A 15,032-nucleotide genomic window follows, 5' to 3' on the forward strand; every position below is an offset into this window, starting at 1 on the left:
ACCGAGTGGGTCGTCGAGCCTACTTTGCTTCCAGAACTTCTGTGATCGTCCGAACCAGCGCATAGAGGCGCTGCTCGATGAGCGTCGGCACTTCACAGACATACGTCAGGGATTGAGCCCGTTCCTGGAAGATGCGCGTGCGAAAAATCAGGGTTTCGTTGCGCCGATCAAGAGCAAGCTGATCAGCATCTGGCTTGGCTCGCAATGCATCCACCTCTGAAGCCTCGTGCCTGAGAAACGCCGCCATGTCCCTCTGGCCGCGGGCGTAGCGGCCGATACCGGAAATGACCTGCGAGCGCTCGCCATTCATATGATCGAACAATCCCTCGACCAGCATCGCCATGCGCTCTTTCCGCTCGCCTTCCGACAGGGTCGCCGCAAACAAACGGATTTTCTGCTGCGCCTCCGGCAACGGCAGGCGACGGGCCGCCAGCTCCGGGACCAGCGCATGGAGCGTGGCATCCTTCGCCCAGTCAGCGGCCGCTTCAGGCAGCGCGGGGCCATTCCATATCTGACCAAGCGACAGCTCCGGCACCTTGCGCTGGATGCATGGCCAATTGGGGTCGTCACCCTGTGCGGCAAGCATCGGGCCGCCAAGATTGGCCGTGATCGTCAGAGCGACAATGAAAAGGGCTGTCCATCTCATCAGGCATTTCCTCCGGGATCTTGCCTGCGGCCGAGCAAACCGCTGGAGGGATCGTAGGCGAGAATTGCACCGCCAAGAAACAGCATGGCACACGCCACGACCACCGCCAGAGATTCCCAGTCGATCTGCCCGTACAGAGCAAATCGGACAAGTTCCACCGCGTAGGTAAACGGATTGGCAAGACAGATCTTGTGGAGCAACGGGCTCGATTCCTGGATACGCCAGAGCGGGTAAAGAGCCGAAGAGGCAAAATACATTGGGAAGATCACGAAATTCATGATCCCCGCGAAATTCTCCAGTTGCTTGATTATCGAGGACAGCAGCAGGCCGAGGGCGCACAGCATCAATCCCGACAAAAACAATGCGGGCATCGCCATGAGGTAGCCTGCAAATGACGGCCTGACGCCCCAGAACCACGCAACAGCTAAGAAGACATAGACCTGGAGGATAGAGATCGCCACACCGGCGAGCAATTTTGAAACCAGCAGGAACCAGCGCGGAAACGGGCTGACAAGAAGTGTCCGCATATTCCCCATTTCCCTGTCATAGACCATGGAGAGCGACGACTGCATGCCACTGAACAACAGGATCATGCCGCACAGGCCTGGCGTGATGTACACCTCGTACAACACATAGGTCTTATAGGGCGGGATGATGGAAACGCCGAGAACCTGGCGAAATCCCGCGGCAAAGACGAAAAGCCACAGAAGCGGCCGGACCAGCGAGGAGATAAAACGTTCGCGCTGGTTGAGGAAGCGAAGCCCCTCGCGGACAAGGATTCCTCCGAGGCAGACGAGATATTGGTGGAATCTGAAACCAGGTAGCGATCCGGCCAGCGGGGCCTGAACGGTCGCCTGCGCATGGTGCCCCATCACGCCGTCCCCTTCCCGGCGGAGACCGGAGCCAGCCCGACCAATGCGGCAAATGCCTCGCGGATGCTGGTTGCCCCCGCTGAACGGACGACCTCGTCCACCCTGTCATTTGCAAGGACCCTGCCTTTGTCCAGAATGACGACATGATCGCTGTCACCGACTTCATCGATCAAGTGGGTGGCCCAGAGAACGCCGATACCGTCGGTGACCACCAGCTTGCGAATGATCGCCAGGATTTCTGCGCGCGACTGGATGTCCAGCCCGACTGTTGCCTCGTCGAGCAGAAGCATTGGCGGCCGATGCAGCAGCGCCCGGGCAATCTCAATCCGCCGCATCTGGCCGCCTGAAAGACCGCGGGCCTTGTCGTGCACACGGTCGGACATGTCGACCTGCGCGAGCAGCGTTTCGATGCGGGCACGGGCGGCGGCACGGCCGATACCATGCAGCGCGGCATGGTAGGACAGGTTCTGGTAGACACTGAGGTCGAGATCGAGCGTGCGCGCCTGGAAAACGATGCCCAGGCGACGCAGCGCTTCACCAGGCGCGCGGCCGATATCGTTGCCGAAGATGCGGATCGAGCCATGGCGCATGCCGTAGAGATGACTGATCAACGAAAACAGCGTGGTCTTGCCGGCGCCGTTGAGGCCGAGCAGCACTGTAAACCGGCCCGCAGCAACCGAAAACGAGACCTCGGACAAGGCCTGTTTACGGCCATAGGCGTGACTGACACCCGCCACGTCAAGTGCTGCCGGCAGGCGCATTCCCTCTTCGGATTTCACATGCTGCATGGCGTCCTGTCCTCCCAAGATCGCTAAGATTACCGATATTCCAGCCCATTTCCGGGTTCTATTTGATCGTGATCGTGCCCTTCATGCCCTTGTCGGCAAGATCGGGGACCGACCACGTGTAGACACCTGGGCGGACCGTCGTGAACTGCACTTGTATCGTGCCTTCTGAATCGAATTCGAGCCAGGCCGGCGCGCCGTTCATATGGACTTCAAGATCGTTGATGACGATCTGGTTCATCCAGACATTACGAAACAGGTCGGTGGCAAACTTGTACTCAAGCCCTGCCGCCGAGGTAATCTTCCAGCGGTAACCCTGCCCGGCGATCAGCTTGAAGTCTTTCTGGTTGACCGTAAAACTGTCTTCGGCGGATCCGAGCATCAATTCGGGCACGTCCTTGCTGGCGCGTGCGACCTGCTCGGCAACGGCGGCGGGGGCGGGGTCACCGTCATCGTCGTCCGCCTGCTGAGCAAAACCAGGGCTTACAAACAGCGGCGATCCAACGAGAATTGCAAATACCAGAGACCTACATCCATGCATGCTACTCACCTCCCTATGGTTTCAAAATTCTCTTGCCCGAGCCCTCAATTTGGAGACACCACAACTCCCCAAGGCATGGCACCAACTGTTACCGACTGGACTGGTTCGTCGGTTGCAACATCAATGAAGGTGATGTCGTTGGAAACACCATTGGTGCTGATGATCGTCTTCTGGTCGGGCGTAAATGCAAGTTGCCAGACGCGCTGGCCGACAAGAACATAACTTTCGACTTCGTAGCTCTCTGCATTGACCACCGCCACCCGATTGGCTGGCCCCAACGCGATATAAGCCTTCTTGCCGTCCGCGGTGATGCGAATTCCAACCGGCTGGATCGCTTCCGCCCGCAGACCGGGGATCGCGAACGTGATCTTGTGCTTCACTTCGCGCGTCGCGTTGTCGATCACCGTAACGGTACCGCCGATCTCGGCACTGACCCATATTTCAGAATTGTCGGGCTTGAACTCGGCGAACCGAGGGCGGGAATCCACGAGCACATTGTCAGTTATCTCGTTGGTCGCCGTGTCGATGAAATGGGCCATGTTGGTGGTCTCTGAGGTATTGACCAGAGATTTCCCGTCCGGGCTGATCCCCATACCTTCGGGCTCGACGCCAACCGGCACCTCCGCCTTCACGTGCTTGCTTTCCAGATCTATGACGGTCACGAGATTGTCGTCCTCGTTGGCGACGTAGAGCGTTGTTCCATCCGGCGAGAGCACGAACAATTCAGGATCAGGTCCCGATGGCAGCGACCCAACGATCGCGTGGGTTGCGGTGTCGATGATCTCGATCGTGTCGTCGTCACTCGCACACAGATAGACGAACTTGCCGTCGTGGGAGATCGTTATGCCGCGCGGCCGCTGGCCGACTTCGATGGTGCGGACGACCTCCTTCGTGTCCGAATCGACCACCGTTACCGTATTGTCCTTCTCGTTGGAGACGTAGACCATGTATGCTGCGGCGGGAGTTGGCTGCAACCCGGTTGCGGCAAAACCGGCCAATAGAACAAACAATCCTCGTCGCATCCGGCTTCTCCTATTTTGTCTGGCTCGGCCAAGCTATTTCAGTACGCATTTCGTCTCAGGCTGATCGACGCCCAGAGTATCCAGCTCGGACACCTGGTGAAGGAATCCTTCCTGCGGCGACGTCGATACGACCGAGCGGCCATCGCCCAGGAAAATCGGCTGGCGCAACTGCCAGTTCCATTTCCGGAAGGTCAACTTCTGCCCTTTGAACGCCGCGATGGAAAAATCATCCGAACGGATGAAGGCGGCGATCTTGCCGGGGTCCGCGCTATGGGTCCGGGTGGCAGCCTCCCCGACTATTCTTGCAGCCGTCCAGGCCGCCATATCCTTTGACAGCATCCGCCTGCCATTGGCCTTGAGGAAACGGTTCTGGATTTGCGTGCCACCCCATTGCTCGCTGGCCGGGTGCCATGCGGAGGGAACAAGACCGGCGGATCCCGCCACGGGTCGCGGGATCCAGGTCCGGAACGGCAGGTAGGTCCCGAAGACTTCGCTTTCGTCCGCGACAAGCAGCACATCATACTCTGGAAGGTCCTGCGTGAAGACAGGCATTTGCCGCTGAATCTGGACGATGCCGGAATCCGTCCGCCGCGCTGAGCCGGTGTCCTTGAACTCCTTTTCGGCAACGATCTCGCCACCGAAACGCGTGGCGGCACGGCGGAGCGCATCGGCAAAAAGCCGGTCGCCCTCATGGGAACCGTATACCAACGCCCACCGACGCCACTGTTTCCAAATGAGGTACTGCGCAAGACCGTCAGCCAACATCGAGCGGGTGGGTGCGGTGTGGAAGATGTTGGCCCTGCATTCCTCTTCGCGCAAGCTGTCGTCGGTAGCGCCAACATTGAAGATCAGCACATCCCGGTCGCGGGCAAGATCGGCGATTGACAGAAGCTGTGCGGCCGAGAGATCCGCCAGCAGGTAACGGGCGCCCTTGGATACCATGTCGTTGAAGGCGGGAACGACATCCGAATTCGGCTTCACCTCAATCACGTCAAGCGTAAAGCGCTGATTTAGGAAGGTCCCCGTGGTGTTATTGTCGCCAATGGCGGTGTTTGCGCCGGCAATCCCGTCATCACGGGGCGGCACATCCAGGACGGAGAGCGCCAGCTCAGGAGCATAGGCTCGAAGATACCCGATTCTGATTTCCGAGACGTGTTGTTCAGCCCGCGCCGGCTTGGCCGGCTGGGAAGTTTCCTGGGCAGAGACCCCTGAGAAGGGCAACGCCACGAGACAGGCTGGAATGAACAAGAACAGGAAAAAGCGCACCGCATATCCCACATATTCGACAAAAAACGTCCATCTCCGACGCTGATCGGATACGTCAAAATTATCGGTGCCGTGGGCACCTTAGCTCAGAAACACTGGATTACAACCGAAAATAAGAGTGTGGCGGCCAAGAATTTATGAACATCCCGGGGGTTGGATACGGCGCAATTGCGCGTATGATGGGGATGGCCGAGATGGCCCTTTGTGAGGAGGAACTTATGAAGAAGACGTGGACGAAACCGGCTATGTGCACTGTTGCCGTTGGGATGGAAATGTCACGTTACTTTCCGGCTCAGCTACCTGCAAAAAAATAATCCGCCTGTACCGCCTCATCCGGACCCCGGATGAGGCACCCCTCGGACACACTCAAGGGCCGCGGCGTGCGGTACGCTTCGGCGGGGGAAACGTACCATGCGCGTGAAGATTGTGGGATCAGCCGCCGGAGGCGGCTTTCCTCAATGGAACTGTAATTTCCATTTGAGCCGGGCAGCGCGAAAGGGCGTGTCAACCGTCCGTCCGAGAACCCAGTCAAGCCTAGCCGCAAGCGCCAACGGAACGGACTGGATCCTTTTCAATGCGTCTCCCGATATTCGCGAACAGATAGCCGCCACACCGGAACTGCAACCTTCCGAAAGCGGTCCCTTACGCTCCAGTCCGATCTCCGCCGTGATTCTGACAAACGCCGATGTGGATCACATCGCCGGTCTCCTGAGTCTGCGGGAACGAGAGCGCTTCGTCATCTATGCCACCGGTCGCGTGCTTGCCGTGCTGGAAAAGAACGCGATCTTCAACGTGATCGATCCCGCATTGGTCGAGCGCCGCGAGCTTGCCATCAACAGAGTTTCACCTGTTCTCAACTGGCGACGGGAGCCCACGGGGATCACCGTCGAAGCTTTCCCGGTTCCGGCCAAGATCGCTCTTTTCCTGGAGGACGAGACGAAGGCCGACAGCGGCTTCGGGACGGAAGAAGGTGATACGATCGGCCTGAAGATCACGTCGGAGACCGGCGGGGTCGCCCTTTTCTACATTCCCGGCTGCGCCCACATCGACAAAGGGCTGAAAGCGCGGCTGCGCCAGGCCCCATGCCTTCTCTTCGATGGGACAGTCTATACCGACGATGAAATGATCACGTCAGGCGTCGGTTTCAAGACGGGCAAGCGGATGGGACACCTGCACATCTCCGGCCCCGACGGTTCGATGGCATCGCTGGCCGACCTCGCGATCAGGCGCAATATCTATGTTCATATCAATAACACCAATCCCATCCTGGACGAGCAATCGCCAGAAGCAGCGGCGGTGAGGCAGAACGGCTGGGAGATCGGCTATGACGGCATGGAGATCCAGTTGTGAACGAGTATGCAGACGCAGCACAAGGTGGGCTTGCTCCCGATACGCTGGAGACGGTCCTGCGCGACATCGGCGCTTCCCGTTATCATAATCGCCATCCTCTCCACCGCATGATGACCTCCGGCTCGCTCTCGAAGGAGCAATTGCAGGCCTGGGCATTAAACCGCTACTGCTACCAGGCCGTTATTCCGCGCAAGGATGCGATGATCCTGGCGCGTGCCGAGGACCCCGCCTTTCGCGCGGAGTGGCGAAAGCGGATCGAGGATCACGACGGCAGCGACGGATGGAACGGAGGAATTGCCCGTTGGCTTAAGCTTGCAACGGGTCTTGGGCTTGCCCCCGAACTGGTGGTCAGCGAGCGAGGCGCGCTGCCTGCTACACGGTTTGCCGTTGGCGCCTATCTTTCCTTCTGCACCAACAGAAGCCTGCTGGAGGCGGTTGCCTCCTCGCTCACCGAGCTTTTCTCGCCCATGATCATCAGCGAGCGCGTGCCGGCAATGCTTGCGAAATACGACTACGTGACCGAGGATATTCTCGAATATTTCCGCCCCCGCCCCGCGCAGGCATCGCGCGATGCGGATTTCGCCCTGTCCTATGTTGTCCGGCATGCCGACACGCCCGAAAGACAACAGGCGGTGATCGACGCGCTCGTCTTCAAATGCGACGTGCTCTGGGCTATGCTGGATGCCTTGGAACAGGCGTATGGCGATCACGGCCACATTCCGCCAGGCGCCTTCGACCCGAAGCGATCACCATGAGGCAAGAACGCACACGCACCATGCTTTCATCTGGATCTGCCCCGGTCCTGAAGCCGCATGTTCGCCTGCAATACGATCCAGTCCGGCAGGCTTGGGCTGTGCTTTCCCCTGAGAAGGTCTTCTGGCCGGATGAGGTCAGCCTCGACATTCTGAGGCTATGCGACGGCAGACATTCGGTGACGCAGATCCTGGAGGACCTTGCTGTACGATACGACGCGCCTCATGACGAAATGGAAGCCGACGTGGAAGCCTTTCTGCAGGAATGGTCCGATCGATTTCTGGTGGCGCTATGAGCGGCCCCCTGCTTCCGCCGATCGGCATGCTGGCCGAACTCACGCATCGATGTCCTCTGCAATGCCCCTATTGCTCGAACCCGGTCGAGCTTCTGAAGGCAAACCGCGAAATGACGACGGAGAGCTGGCTTGCCCTATTTGACCAGGCGGCCGATCTCGGTGTCCTGCAAATCCACCTTTCCGGCGGCGAACCGACGCTGCGGACGGACCTCGAAGTACTGGTCGGCCGGCTTGCGGACCGTGGCGTCTATACCAACCTCATCACCGCCGGCGTCGGGATTCCCGAAGGGCGTATCGATGCGTTGGCCGAGGCCGGATTAAATCACGTACAGATCAGCTTCCAGGGTGCTTTCGCCGTAACCACGGAAAAAATCGGCAATCATCGCGGCGCCCATGAGAAGAAAGTCGAGACCGCGGGTCGCGTGCGGGCAGCCCGCCTGCCGCTGACCATCAACGCTCCTATCCATCGCCACAATATCCAGGAGGTACCTGCCTTTATCGACCTTGCCCTGGAGCTTGGCGCAGAGAGACTGGAGATCGCCAACGTGCAGTATGCCGGTTGGGCGCTTCTCAACCGCAACGCCCTGATGCCCGACCGCGCGGCGGTAGAGCGCCAGGTGGAGGTGGTCCGCCAGGCCCAGGAGAAGCTATACGGTATTCTCACCATCGATTTCGTCACGCCCGACTATTTTGCGATCTATCCTAAACCCTGCATGGGAGGATGGGCCCGCGACGCATTTGTGGTTGCGCCGGACGGATCCGTTCTTCCTTGCCACGCAGCAAGGACAATCCCGAACCTGGCTTTCGAACGCTTTGGAGAGAAAGACCTCGCCGCAATCTGGCATCATTCCCCGGCATTCAACGCCTTTCGCGGCACGGACTGGATGCTCGAACCATGCAAGAGTTGTGATCGGAAGGAGATCGATTGGGGCGGATGCCGCTGCCAGGCCATGGCCATCGCCGGCAGCCCGCACGCCACCGATCCCGCCTGCATCAAATCGCCTGTCCACGCCCGGATGGCGACCCTGATCGAAGAAGCCACAACCGTCGCTGACAGTTCCGATTTTCAATACCGGCGCATCGGTGGTCGCGCATCCGGCCCCGAGCATGTCGCCCCTGCTGTGATCGCCGATCTCCTACCGTGACATGCTGAGATTTAAGTCGGGCCCCTGAAAGGCTCTAACCCCGAACCACGGAAACGCTCGGCGGGAACGCTCGCGAACCCCAGCGTTGAGCTAACTCCAGGCACTCCCGCCAGGAAACGATCGCGCCAGTGGTCGAAACGCTGCGAAGCGAAACAGCCGCACAGCCGTGGTCAATGCGCAGGCTGTCCTCTGTACTCCAGCTTTCGTGAATGCCGTAAAGCATGCCCGCGGCAAACGCATCGCCGGCACCGTTTGCGCCCATGATTTCCGATTCCGGGATCGCGATCGAAGGCAGGACCGTCCTTTCGCCATCGCGGGTCAAGACCAGTGCGGAGGATGGGCAGTGCACGACGACCAGCTTCATCGCGCCTTCTTCGAGTACGACCCGCGCAGCACGTTCGCAGGCATCGATTAGCAGTCCGACCCGGTCATGGGCATGCCAGCCGCGAAAGACGTCCTCAATCTCCGCAGGTTTATCTTTGATCCGAACAGGCAATGCATGCTGCGGGCCGCAGCCTTTCCGACGTGGTGCAGATTCAGGCCTATCTGATCGACAAGACGGATGCAGCCGGCTTCAACCGCGTCTACCGCGAATTCTTCCGCGCGCCCTACCCCGTACCGGCCACCGTGGTCGTGGACCTGCTCTCGACCGACATTCGCCTGGAGATCATGGCAACGGCGGTAGTTTAGGGGTGTGGTGAAAAGTTGTCGCTATACAGTATCTTGTGACGAGCTGGCGGGCTTGTTCTGGTATTGTGCCGGTCTTCGCCAAGAGCGCAGCTTCGAGTAAATATTTTATGGGGAATCTTGATACCAAAGGGCGATCTCATCGGGCGAGCAGCCATCATGCCAAGGTGCTCGCCTTGAAGGGAAACGAACCACCGACACTGTTCGGCATCAGGCCCATAACCGTCATTACAAATCTTGAATGGCGAAGATGGCCACGACACAAACTGTACTGATTACGAAAGTGCACCGAGGTCGCGGAAAGTCTGCATTTGTTGATCGCTTTTCTCGCCATCCACAACAACACGAAACGCCTTCCCCTGCGCCTTCAACTCCTGCGCAGCCATTACAGCATCAGCGAAATTGAGCCTTGGCTCGTCGCGGGTATCCTCACCCTGTGGATCGAGTGAACTCAGAGCAATGACCTGAAACGTAGCAATCATCAGATTTTCCCTTGTGGCAACGGCGGTGCTGCTAACCTTCATTTCCATCCGACACGAAATTTTCCGACAAAGCATCCTGGGCTGCTTGAAGACGCTCCGCCTGATGGAGCCACTTGCTTTGAATGATGTTGTTGATTGCATGCGCGACATCAAGGGCGTTCCAGTCTGCATTTTCCATTTCGCTGACAAGGGCCACGAGTTTCCGCTCGACAATTTCGTGCAGATCATCGGCCGGACTAATGAGATCGTTCGTCATGATGTGTTCCCTCTGTTGTCAATGGGAAACGGTCTTACTCGCCGTGAGTTCCCAGTCGAATGCGGCAGGTAAGCCAACATCGAAACGAATTGCGTTCTATCGAAAATACAACCAAATTATTGAAGATCTTTCTGTCTGGTTGCGTGAAGGTGTCTTGATGGAAGCTTGGTTGAAGATGATGATCATGGATGCCGAAACTGGCGCACGGCTACTCGGCATAACGGATCAACAGATGGCCCATTGCCTTACTGGCTCGATCCCGCGCCACATCGCGCTCGCCTGTTCGGCGCTCTATCATCGGCTCGACCCTGGGAACAATCTGCGCCTGGTAAACGAGCTATCAAGGTTCTCCAGAGGCAAACGAAATTGGCTCTAAGCTAGATCACCGCCAGTTGATATTTGGAAATTCCGGCTTTTCACCTTCAGCGTATCGATGTGCCCCTGATAGTCATCGCACCCATGATACGCTTGTCATCGATGCGCCGGAAATGATCAACAATCGGCTGGTCGTCATAAATCATGGCAGCGCTCAAAACGCCTTCGAAGGAAACAGTGCGCGAAGAGGACACTTGACCTCGCGCGCAGAGGCCACGCTGAAGATATGAGAACAGATGGCGCGGGACAGCTAGCCTGCCAAGGCTGGAAAAACGCAATGCCAGACGAAGAGGAATTTTCGCCGGATCGATCGCGACGAGCGGCTTTTCGCCAGAGCGAAACAGCAAGGCGTCTGCCCGAAGATCCGCAGTGAACCGCTTGCCGAACCAACCGAGGTTTTCAAGCACGCCGTCAAACGGATGATCAGACGGAATGCCTCGTCCTTTCCAGAGGCCGATCAAGGCTGCCGGTTCCACCGATGGGAGGCGGCAAAACTGTTCAAGGACCGTCTGTTGATCGTTCACCGGATGACGTTGCTCCGTCCCGCCGTTGTCTGGACTTCCTCTTCGATCTTGCATCTCGACGGGCGTCGCGCAACGCATCAAGAGTTGGTATCCACCAGCCACGTTTGCGTTCCGTGTCACATGGCGGCAGTCGCGCCGGCCAGGTCGTCACCAATTCCTCGAGCGAGCCCTGCCTCCATGATGCCCAGGTGTAAACATCATCATTCTCGGTATCGAAGTAGAAGGCGCGGACAGTTTCCGCGTCTGCGAGCTCTCCATCCGTGCCGATGAAGAACACAATACCGATGTGCGTGCCGATCGCGTGATCGAAGGGCGGAACATTATTCACAGGAACCGGGTATCGCTTCCGCCGCCTTTCTCTGGCTTTTGCCTTGGAGGCGGCATCTTCGTCTGTCCCTTTGATCGCGGCTTGCCGTGCTTTCCTGGCTTCCGGTTCACCTCGCTCGGCTGCAGCCTCAATCTTTGGCCAGCGCCGACGCAAATCCTCGAAGGAGCGATATGGCACCGTCCACAGCCGCCGATCGGCGTCCCATCGTGCGTAAGGGATCTCCCGTATCTCGTGGACAAGAGTCTTTGAAAAGGGCGTGCGGATCTGCAATGTCGCAGCCGCAGCCTTGAGATAACGGCTTTCAATTGGATCGAAGGCAAAGGCATCCCTGCCCTTCTCGTCGGCAAACGCATCAGCCTCCGCCTCCATCTCGGCAAGCCAGCGTCCAATGCGTTTCTGCGCCGTTTGGCCGGGAACGAACCACGCTTTTAGGTCGTCGTTCCATCTGGCACGGGGAAAGGTCGCCCGGAACCGCTCGACAGTCATCCGGTCGTGCGGAAGGTCGGTTGTCGCTCCGACGACAGTCGAAGGTATTTCCTGGTCTGCCTTCTCCATAGTCTCCGCCTCTACGCAGCCCTGTTTTTGGCTTTGCTCAAGCGTTTTATCGCCTGCTCCAATGGCCGCTGACCGTCGCCGTAATCCTGCCAAGCGGTGCTTTTCTCCAACAGGCCTGGCACAGTGCGGATCGTAAATCGCTTGGGATCGAGACCGGCTTTCACCTGGCTCCAGTTGAGCGGCATAGACACGGTCGCACCTGGGCGGGCGCGGGGGGATAACGGGGCAACCGCCGTCGACATACGATCGTTGCGCAAGTAGTCGAGAAAGATCCTCCCCTCTCGCTGCGCCTTGGCCATCTTGATCAGGTAGAGTTCCGGATTGTCCCGCGCCATCTCCCGACAGACGTCGTGGGCAAAAGCCTTCGCCTCATCCCAACCGAGCTTTTTGCCCTTTGATATAGAAAGCGGCGTCACGACGTGGAGCCCCTTGCCGCCGGTTGTTTTGCAGAAACTGACAAGACCAAGCTCCTCAAGCCGGTCGCGGATCTCGCGAGCGGCTTCGCTGACGGTGGTAAATTCGACGTCAGGTCCTGGGTCGAGGTCGAAGACCAGTCGACCCGGCACCTCCGGCTGCCCAGGCTCACAGTTCCAGGGATGCAATTCGACGCCGCCAAGCTGGGCAATCGCGGCCAGTCCTTCCACGCGATCGATTTGCAAATACGGCTTCTTGTCGCCAAATACCGTCACCAGCTCAAGCAGGTTGGATGTGCCGGGCATGGCGTGGCGTTGGAAGAACTGCTCACCATCAATGCCGTCCGGGGTGCGAATAATCGAGCATGGCCGACCCTTGATGTGATCGATCAGCCAAGAACCGACTGCTTGGTAGTAACGGGCAAGCTCGACCTTTGTTACCGGCTCCCCGTCACCGTCATCCGGCCATAGTTGCTTGTCAGGACTGGAGATCATAACGCCCATGACCTCCTCTTTCCCTTGTCGGCGAGGCCGCGTCCTTGCTGGCGTGGTCGGCTCGGGATCGGAAACGTCTGTCTTCGACGGCGAGGCCGGCATCTCAGCCTCGACCTCCTCGGCCGGCTTATCCTCACGCAATCCTTTGAAGGCGGCCTGGCGAACCTGGCCATCTGCCGTCCAGCCCGCGAATTCGATTTCCGCGACGAGTTCCGGCTTTAGCCAGACAATATCGGCAGACTTCTTCGGGGCACCAATTCCAGTGAACGGCGATTTGGTTGCCTCCATCTCCCGTAGCCTTGGCAGCAGCTTCTCGACAGTCTTGGCGCCGTAACCCGTGCCAACACGGCCGACATAGACGAAATGGTTGCCTCTGAAGACACCGACCAACAGCGATCGGAACTTGCCGTTGGTCGTGGCGTAAGCGCCGATGACGACCTCGTGACCGGCCCGGCATTTCGATTTCGCCCAGGTGTTGCTTCGACCGGACTTATAGGGTGCATCCGCCTGTTTGGAGATGATGCCCTCGAGTGACAGGCGGCAGGCCGATTTCAGCACCGCGTCACCGCCGGTCTCGAAGTGCTCGACGTATCGCAGACGCGGATCGTCGCCGCTCTCGGACAGAAGGCCGTCCAGCCTCTGTTTGCGCTCGATCAACGGCAACGCTCGCAGATCCTCATCACCCGCGAACAGAAGATCGAAAGCGAAATAGGTTAGATTATCTGTCTTGCCTTCCGAGAGAGCCGCCTGAAGTGCGGCAAAATCGGGCGCGCCTTTTTCGTCGAGCGCGCAAATCTCACCGTCAATGATACAATCGGGAAGCGCTGACGCTGATTTTGCGATCGCTCCATACTTTGCGGTCCAGTCGAGGCCCTTGCGGGTCTTCAGCGAAACTTCTCCGTCTTCAACGCGCATCTGGATGCGGTATCCGTCAAACTTAATCTCGTGGATCCAACCGGTTGCCGACGGCGGGCGTGCCAAACTCTCGCAGAGCTGCGGCGCGATAAAGTCTGGCATTTCGGATTTCGTGCGCTTGGTTTTCGTGTGCTGCTTCGCAGACTTTGTAGCCGTCTTGGTTCCTGCCTTGCGCTCCTCGGCAGCAAGCCCGTGGGTGCTATCCCAGACAGCATCGGCTTCGACGTCGCCACCTTGGATCATGAATGGTTTCGGCTTTTTTCCCTTGCCGGCGGCAATCGCATCCATCGGACGTCCTGATGCAACAGACGTTTCGTTATCCTCCAGAACCACGGCGCCGTTTTCCTCGACCGAAAAGTCATCGTGATGTTTGATCAACAGCCAGTTCGTGCGTTTGCCGCCATCGCGATCATGTCGCATCCGGACGAGGACGAAACTGCCATGCAGCCTGTCGCCCTCCAAGGTGAACTTGAAGTCGCCTTTGGCCAGAGCTTCTTCCGGCGTGCGGTTGCCCTCGGGTTCCCAGTAGCCGCGGTCCCAGAGCATGACTGTGCCGCCGCCGTACTGGCCTTTCGGGATGGTCCCTTCGAAATCACCGTAGTCAAGTGGATGATCTTCAACCTCAACGGCAAGACGCTTATCATGCGGATCGAGCGAAGGGCCCTTGGTCACAGCCCAGGATTTGAAGACACCGTCGAGCTCAAGGCGCAGGTCATAGTGCAATCGCGTGGCATCGTGCTTCTGGATCACGAAGCGCCGACGGTTCGAAGCAACGAGTTTGCCTGACCCACTTGGTTCCCGCGTGAGCTTGAAGTCGCGCTTCGCTTTGTATTTGGAAAGCTTGTCGTCTGCCATCGGAACCTCGGACACCTTCGACGTTGATTGGCCATAACGCCCAGTTTCAACAAAAGATGCGTCTAACGGAAGCCAAGCCGAATTGATTGGTGCGAAAGCTGCAAACGTTGAAGAGCAACGCTCGCATTGCCGAAACTGGAACCTTCAATCTGATCGTCCGTTTGAAACGAAACAATCGGCGCGACACGCACAAAATGATCAATTCCCACGAGCTGTTCGTTTGGAATCATTGTCATACTAAGGGATAGCGAAAATGCAGATCGATACCATCGAACATCTGGCGGCAAAGTACCTGGAGGTAGGACTGGACGGCCATCAAATCTTCGTTCGGCAGCTTGAAGATGAGACCGAGGAAGCCACTTTCCTTTGGCAGGAGGAGGTGGAAGGTCTGGTCGGGGATGATCGCCGCGAGTTTGAGTTGCTGGTCGATGAACTCCGTCTGGCGACAAATTAACTACTACGCGCGCTGCTG

General features: G+C 58.3%; 19 protein-coding genes. 7 read left to right on the top strand and 12 right to left on the bottom strand.

The annotated features are described in order from the left end of the window. Nucleotides 1-19: 19 nt before the first annotated feature. The 6 genes from QO002_RS26875 to QO002_RS26900 are packed head-to-tail and all read right to left on the bottom strand — an operon-like array spanning nucleotide 20 to nucleotide 5,132. Complete coding sequence (locus QO002_RS26875) at nucleotides 20-646, bottom strand: hypothetical protein (protein WP_307235733.1); 627 nt, start codon at nucleotides 644-646, stop codon at nucleotides 20-22. Further along, nucleotides 646-1,518 (bottom strand): lanthanide ABC transporter permease protein PedC, encoded by an 873-nt coding sequence (locus QO002_RS26880; protein ID WP_307235735.1) that lies wholly within the window; start codon nucleotides 1,516-1,518, stop codon nucleotides 646-648. The genes QO002_RS26875 and QO002_RS26880 overlap by 1 nt, the downstream gene beginning before the upstream one ends. Then, nucleotides 1,518-2,306: a lanthanide ABC transporter ATP-binding protein PedB/LutE gene (locus QO002_RS26885; protein ID WP_307235737.1), complete on the bottom strand. Its 789-nt coding sequence runs from the start codon at nucleotides 2,304-2,306 to the stop codon at nucleotides 1,518-1,520. The genes QO002_RS26880 and QO002_RS26885 overlap by 1 nt, the downstream gene beginning before the upstream one ends. A 58-nt stretch (nucleotides 2,307-2,364) precedes the next feature. Then, the gene (locus QO002_RS26890) at nucleotides 2,365-2,844 is read right to left on the bottom strand and encodes a cupredoxin domain-containing protein (RefSeq protein WP_307235739.1); all 480 of its coding nucleotides are present in this window, start codon (nucleotides 2,842-2,844) and stop codon (nucleotides 2,365-2,367) included. 44 nt (nucleotides 2,845-2,888) lie between these two features. Then, on the bottom strand, nucleotides 2,889-3,866 hold the full coding sequence (locus QO002_RS26895) for a YVTN family beta-propeller repeat protein (protein WP_307235741.1): 978 nt from the start codon (nucleotides 3,864-3,866) through the stop codon (nucleotides 2,889-2,891). A gap of 33 nt (nucleotides 3,867-3,899) precedes the next feature. Further along, a complete protein-coding gene (locus tag QO002_RS26900; protein ID WP_370878604.1) occupies nucleotides 3,900-5,132 on the bottom strand; it encodes a lanthanide ABC transporter ABC transporter substrate-binding protein PedA1 in 1,233 nt (410 codons plus the stop codon). A gap of 411 nt (nucleotides 5,133-5,543) precedes the next feature. Here QO002_RS26900 and pqqB point away from each other — a divergent pair, with 411 nt between their 5' ends. From pqqB to pqqE, 4 genes are read left to right on the top strand one after another with little or no spacing between them, the layout of a single operon-like run. Further along, nucleotides 5,544-6,482, top strand: a complete 939-nt coding sequence (pqqB, locus tag QO002_RS26905) for a pyrroloquinoline quinone biosynthesis protein PqqB (protein ID WP_307235743.1) — start codon at nucleotides 5,544-5,546, stop codon at nucleotides 6,480-6,482. Then, the gene (pqqC, locus tag QO002_RS26910; RefSeq protein WP_307235745.1) at nucleotides 6,479-7,237 is read left to right on the top strand and encodes a pyrroloquinoline-quinone synthase PqqC; all 759 of its coding nucleotides are present in this window, start codon (nucleotides 6,479-6,481) and stop codon (nucleotides 7,235-7,237) included. Before pqqB ends, pqqC begins: the two co-directional genes overlap by 4 nt. Then, complete coding sequence (gene pqqD / locus QO002_RS26915; RefSeq protein WP_307235748.1) at nucleotides 7,234-7,530, top strand: pyrroloquinoline quinone biosynthesis peptide chaperone PqqD; 297 nt, start codon at nucleotides 7,234-7,236, stop codon at nucleotides 7,528-7,530. The genes pqqC and pqqD overlap by 4 nt, the downstream gene beginning before the upstream one ends. Continuing rightward, nucleotides 7,527-8,675, top strand: a complete 1,149-nt coding sequence (gene pqqE / locus QO002_RS26920; RefSeq protein ID WP_307235750.1) for a pyrroloquinoline quinone biosynthesis protein PqqE — start codon at nucleotides 7,527-7,529, stop codon at nucleotides 8,673-8,675. The genes pqqD and pqqE overlap by 4 nt, the downstream gene beginning before the upstream one ends. A gap of 34 nt (nucleotides 8,676-8,709) precedes the next feature. On the opposite strand, the gene QO002_RS26925 is transcribed toward pqqE, so the two are convergent. Next, entirely contained in the window at nucleotides 8,710-9,171 is a 462-nt protein-coding gene (locus tag QO002_RS26925; RefSeq protein ID WP_307235752.1) for a PfkB family carbohydrate kinase, read from the bottom strand. Here QO002_RS26925 and QO002_RS26930 point away from each other — a divergent pair. Beyond that, nucleotides 9,171-9,365 carry a RidA family protein gene (locus QO002_RS26930; protein ID WP_307235754.1) on the top strand — a complete coding sequence of 65 codons (195 nt, stop codon included), beginning with the start codon at nucleotides 9,171-9,173 and terminating at the stop codon, nucleotides 9,363-9,365. The genes QO002_RS26925 and QO002_RS26930 overlap by 1 nt on opposite strands. A 272-nt stretch (nucleotides 9,366-9,637) precedes the next feature. Here QO002_RS26930 and QO002_RS26935 read toward each other — a convergent pair whose 3' ends face one another. Next, nucleotides 9,638-9,892 (bottom strand): hypothetical protein, encoded by a 255-nt coding sequence (locus QO002_RS26935; RefSeq protein ID WP_307235756.1) that lies wholly within the window; start codon nucleotides 9,890-9,892, stop codon nucleotides 9,638-9,640. After that, entirely contained in the window at nucleotides 9,876-10,100 is a 225-nt protein-coding gene (locus QO002_RS26940) for a hypothetical protein (protein ID WP_307235761.1), read from the bottom strand. The genes QO002_RS26935 and QO002_RS26940 overlap by 17 nt, the downstream gene beginning before the upstream one ends. A 43-nt stretch (nucleotides 10,101-10,143) precedes the next feature. Between QO002_RS26940 and QO002_RS26945 the strand changes: the two genes are divergently transcribed. Further along, complete coding sequence (locus QO002_RS26945; protein WP_307235763.1) at nucleotides 10,144-10,476, top strand: hypothetical protein; 333 nt, start codon at nucleotides 10,144-10,146, stop codon at nucleotides 10,474-10,476. 46 nt (nucleotides 10,477-10,522) lie between these two features. Here the strand turns inward: QO002_RS26945 and QO002_RS26950 are convergent, their stop codons facing one another. Genes QO002_RS26950 through ligD form a run of 3 tightly spaced genes read right to left on the bottom strand, consistent with a single transcriptional unit; the run spans nucleotide 10,523 to nucleotide 14,560 of the window. Further along, complete coding sequence (locus tag QO002_RS26950) at nucleotides 10,523-11,053, bottom strand: DUF4334 domain-containing protein (RefSeq protein WP_307235765.1); 531 nt, start codon at nucleotides 11,051-11,053, stop codon at nucleotides 10,523-10,525. After that, nucleotides 10,974-11,882 carry a hypothetical protein gene (locus QO002_RS26955; protein ID WP_307235767.1) on the bottom strand — a complete coding sequence of 303 codons (909 nt, stop codon included), beginning with the start codon at nucleotides 11,880-11,882 and terminating at the stop codon, nucleotides 10,974-10,976. Before QO002_RS26955 ends, QO002_RS26950 begins: the two co-directional genes overlap by 80 nt. Before the next feature lie 11 nt (nucleotides 11,883-11,893). After that, nucleotides 11,894-14,560 carry a DNA ligase D gene (ligD, locus tag QO002_RS26960; RefSeq protein ID WP_307235769.1) on the bottom strand — a complete coding sequence of 889 codons (2,667 nt, stop codon included), beginning with the start codon at nucleotides 14,558-14,560 and terminating at the stop codon, nucleotides 11,894-11,896. A 253-nt stretch (nucleotides 14,561-14,813) separates the two neighbouring features. Between ligD and QO002_RS26965 the strand changes: the two genes are divergently transcribed. Next, a complete protein-coding gene (locus tag QO002_RS26965; protein WP_307235771.1) occupies nucleotides 14,814-15,014 on the top strand; it encodes a hypothetical protein in 201 nt (66 codons plus the stop codon). The last annotated feature ends 18 nt before the right edge of the window (nucleotides 15,015-15,032 follow it).

Source organism: Pararhizobium capsulatum DSM 1112 (assembly GCF_030814475.1).
GTDB lineage: Bacteria > Pseudomonadota > Alphaproteobacteria > Rhizobiales > Rhizobiaceae > Pararhizobium > Pararhizobium capsulatum.

What these genes read in the sequence shown, in the direction of transcription:
- QO002_RS26940 (WP_307235761.1), bottom strand. Translation starts at nt 10,100, where the DNA reads ATGACGAACGATCTCATTAGTCCGGCCGATGATCTGCACGAAATTGTC.
- pqqE (WP_307235750.1), top strand. Translation starts at nt 7,527, where the DNA reads ATGAGCGGCCCCCTGCTTCCGCCGATCGGCATGCTGGCCGAACTCACG.
- pqqD (WP_307235748.1), top strand. Translation starts at nt 7,234, where the DNA reads ATGAGGCAAGAACGCACACGCACCATGCTTTCATCTGGATCTGCCCCG.
- QO002_RS26965 (WP_307235771.1), top strand. Translation starts at nt 14,814, where the DNA reads ATGCAGATCGATACCATCGAACATCTGGCGGCAAAGTACCTGGAGGTA.
- QO002_RS26930 (WP_307235754.1), top strand. Translation starts at nt 9,171, where the DNA reads ATGCATGCTGCGGGCCGCAGCCTTTCCGACGTGGTGCAGATTCAGGCC.
- QO002_RS26955 (WP_307235767.1), bottom strand. Translation starts at nt 11,882, where the DNA reads ATGGAGAAGGCAGACCAGGAAATACCTTCGACTGTCGTCGGAGCGACA.
- QO002_RS26895 (WP_307235741.1), bottom strand. Translation starts at nt 3,866, where the DNA reads ATGCGACGAGGATTGTTTGTTCTATTGGCCGGTTTTGCCGCAACCGGG.
- QO002_RS26950 (WP_307235765.1), bottom strand. Translation starts at nt 11,053, where the DNA reads ATGCAAGATCGAAGAGGAAGTCCAGACAACGGCGGGACGGAGCAACGT.
- QO002_RS26880 (WP_307235735.1), bottom strand. Translation starts at nt 1,518, where the DNA reads ATGGGGCACCATGCGCAGGCGACCGTTCAGGCCCCGCTGGCCGGATCG.
- QO002_RS26935 (WP_307235756.1), bottom strand. Translation starts at nt 9,892, where the DNA reads ATGGAAATGAAGGTTAGCAGCACCGCCGTTGCCACAAGGGAAAATCTG.
- pqqB (WP_307235743.1), top strand. Translation starts at nt 5,544, where the DNA reads ATGCGCGTGAAGATTGTGGGATCAGCCGCCGGAGGCGGCTTTCCTCAA.
- QO002_RS26885 (WP_307235737.1), bottom strand. Translation starts at nt 2,306, where the DNA reads ATGCAGCATGTGAAATCCGAAGAGGGAATGCGCCTGCCGGCAGCACTT.
- QO002_RS26875 (WP_307235733.1), bottom strand. Translation starts at nt 646, where the DNA reads ATGAGATGGACAGCCCTTTTCATTGTCGCTCTGACGATCACGGCCAAT.
- QO002_RS26890 (WP_307235739.1), bottom strand. Translation starts at nt 2,844, where the DNA reads ATGCATGGATGTAGGTCTCTGGTATTTGCAATTCTCGTTGGATCGCCG.
- ligD (WP_307235769.1), bottom strand. Translation starts at nt 14,560, where the DNA reads ATGGCAGACGACAAGCTTTCCAAATACAAAGCGAAGCGCGACTTCAAG.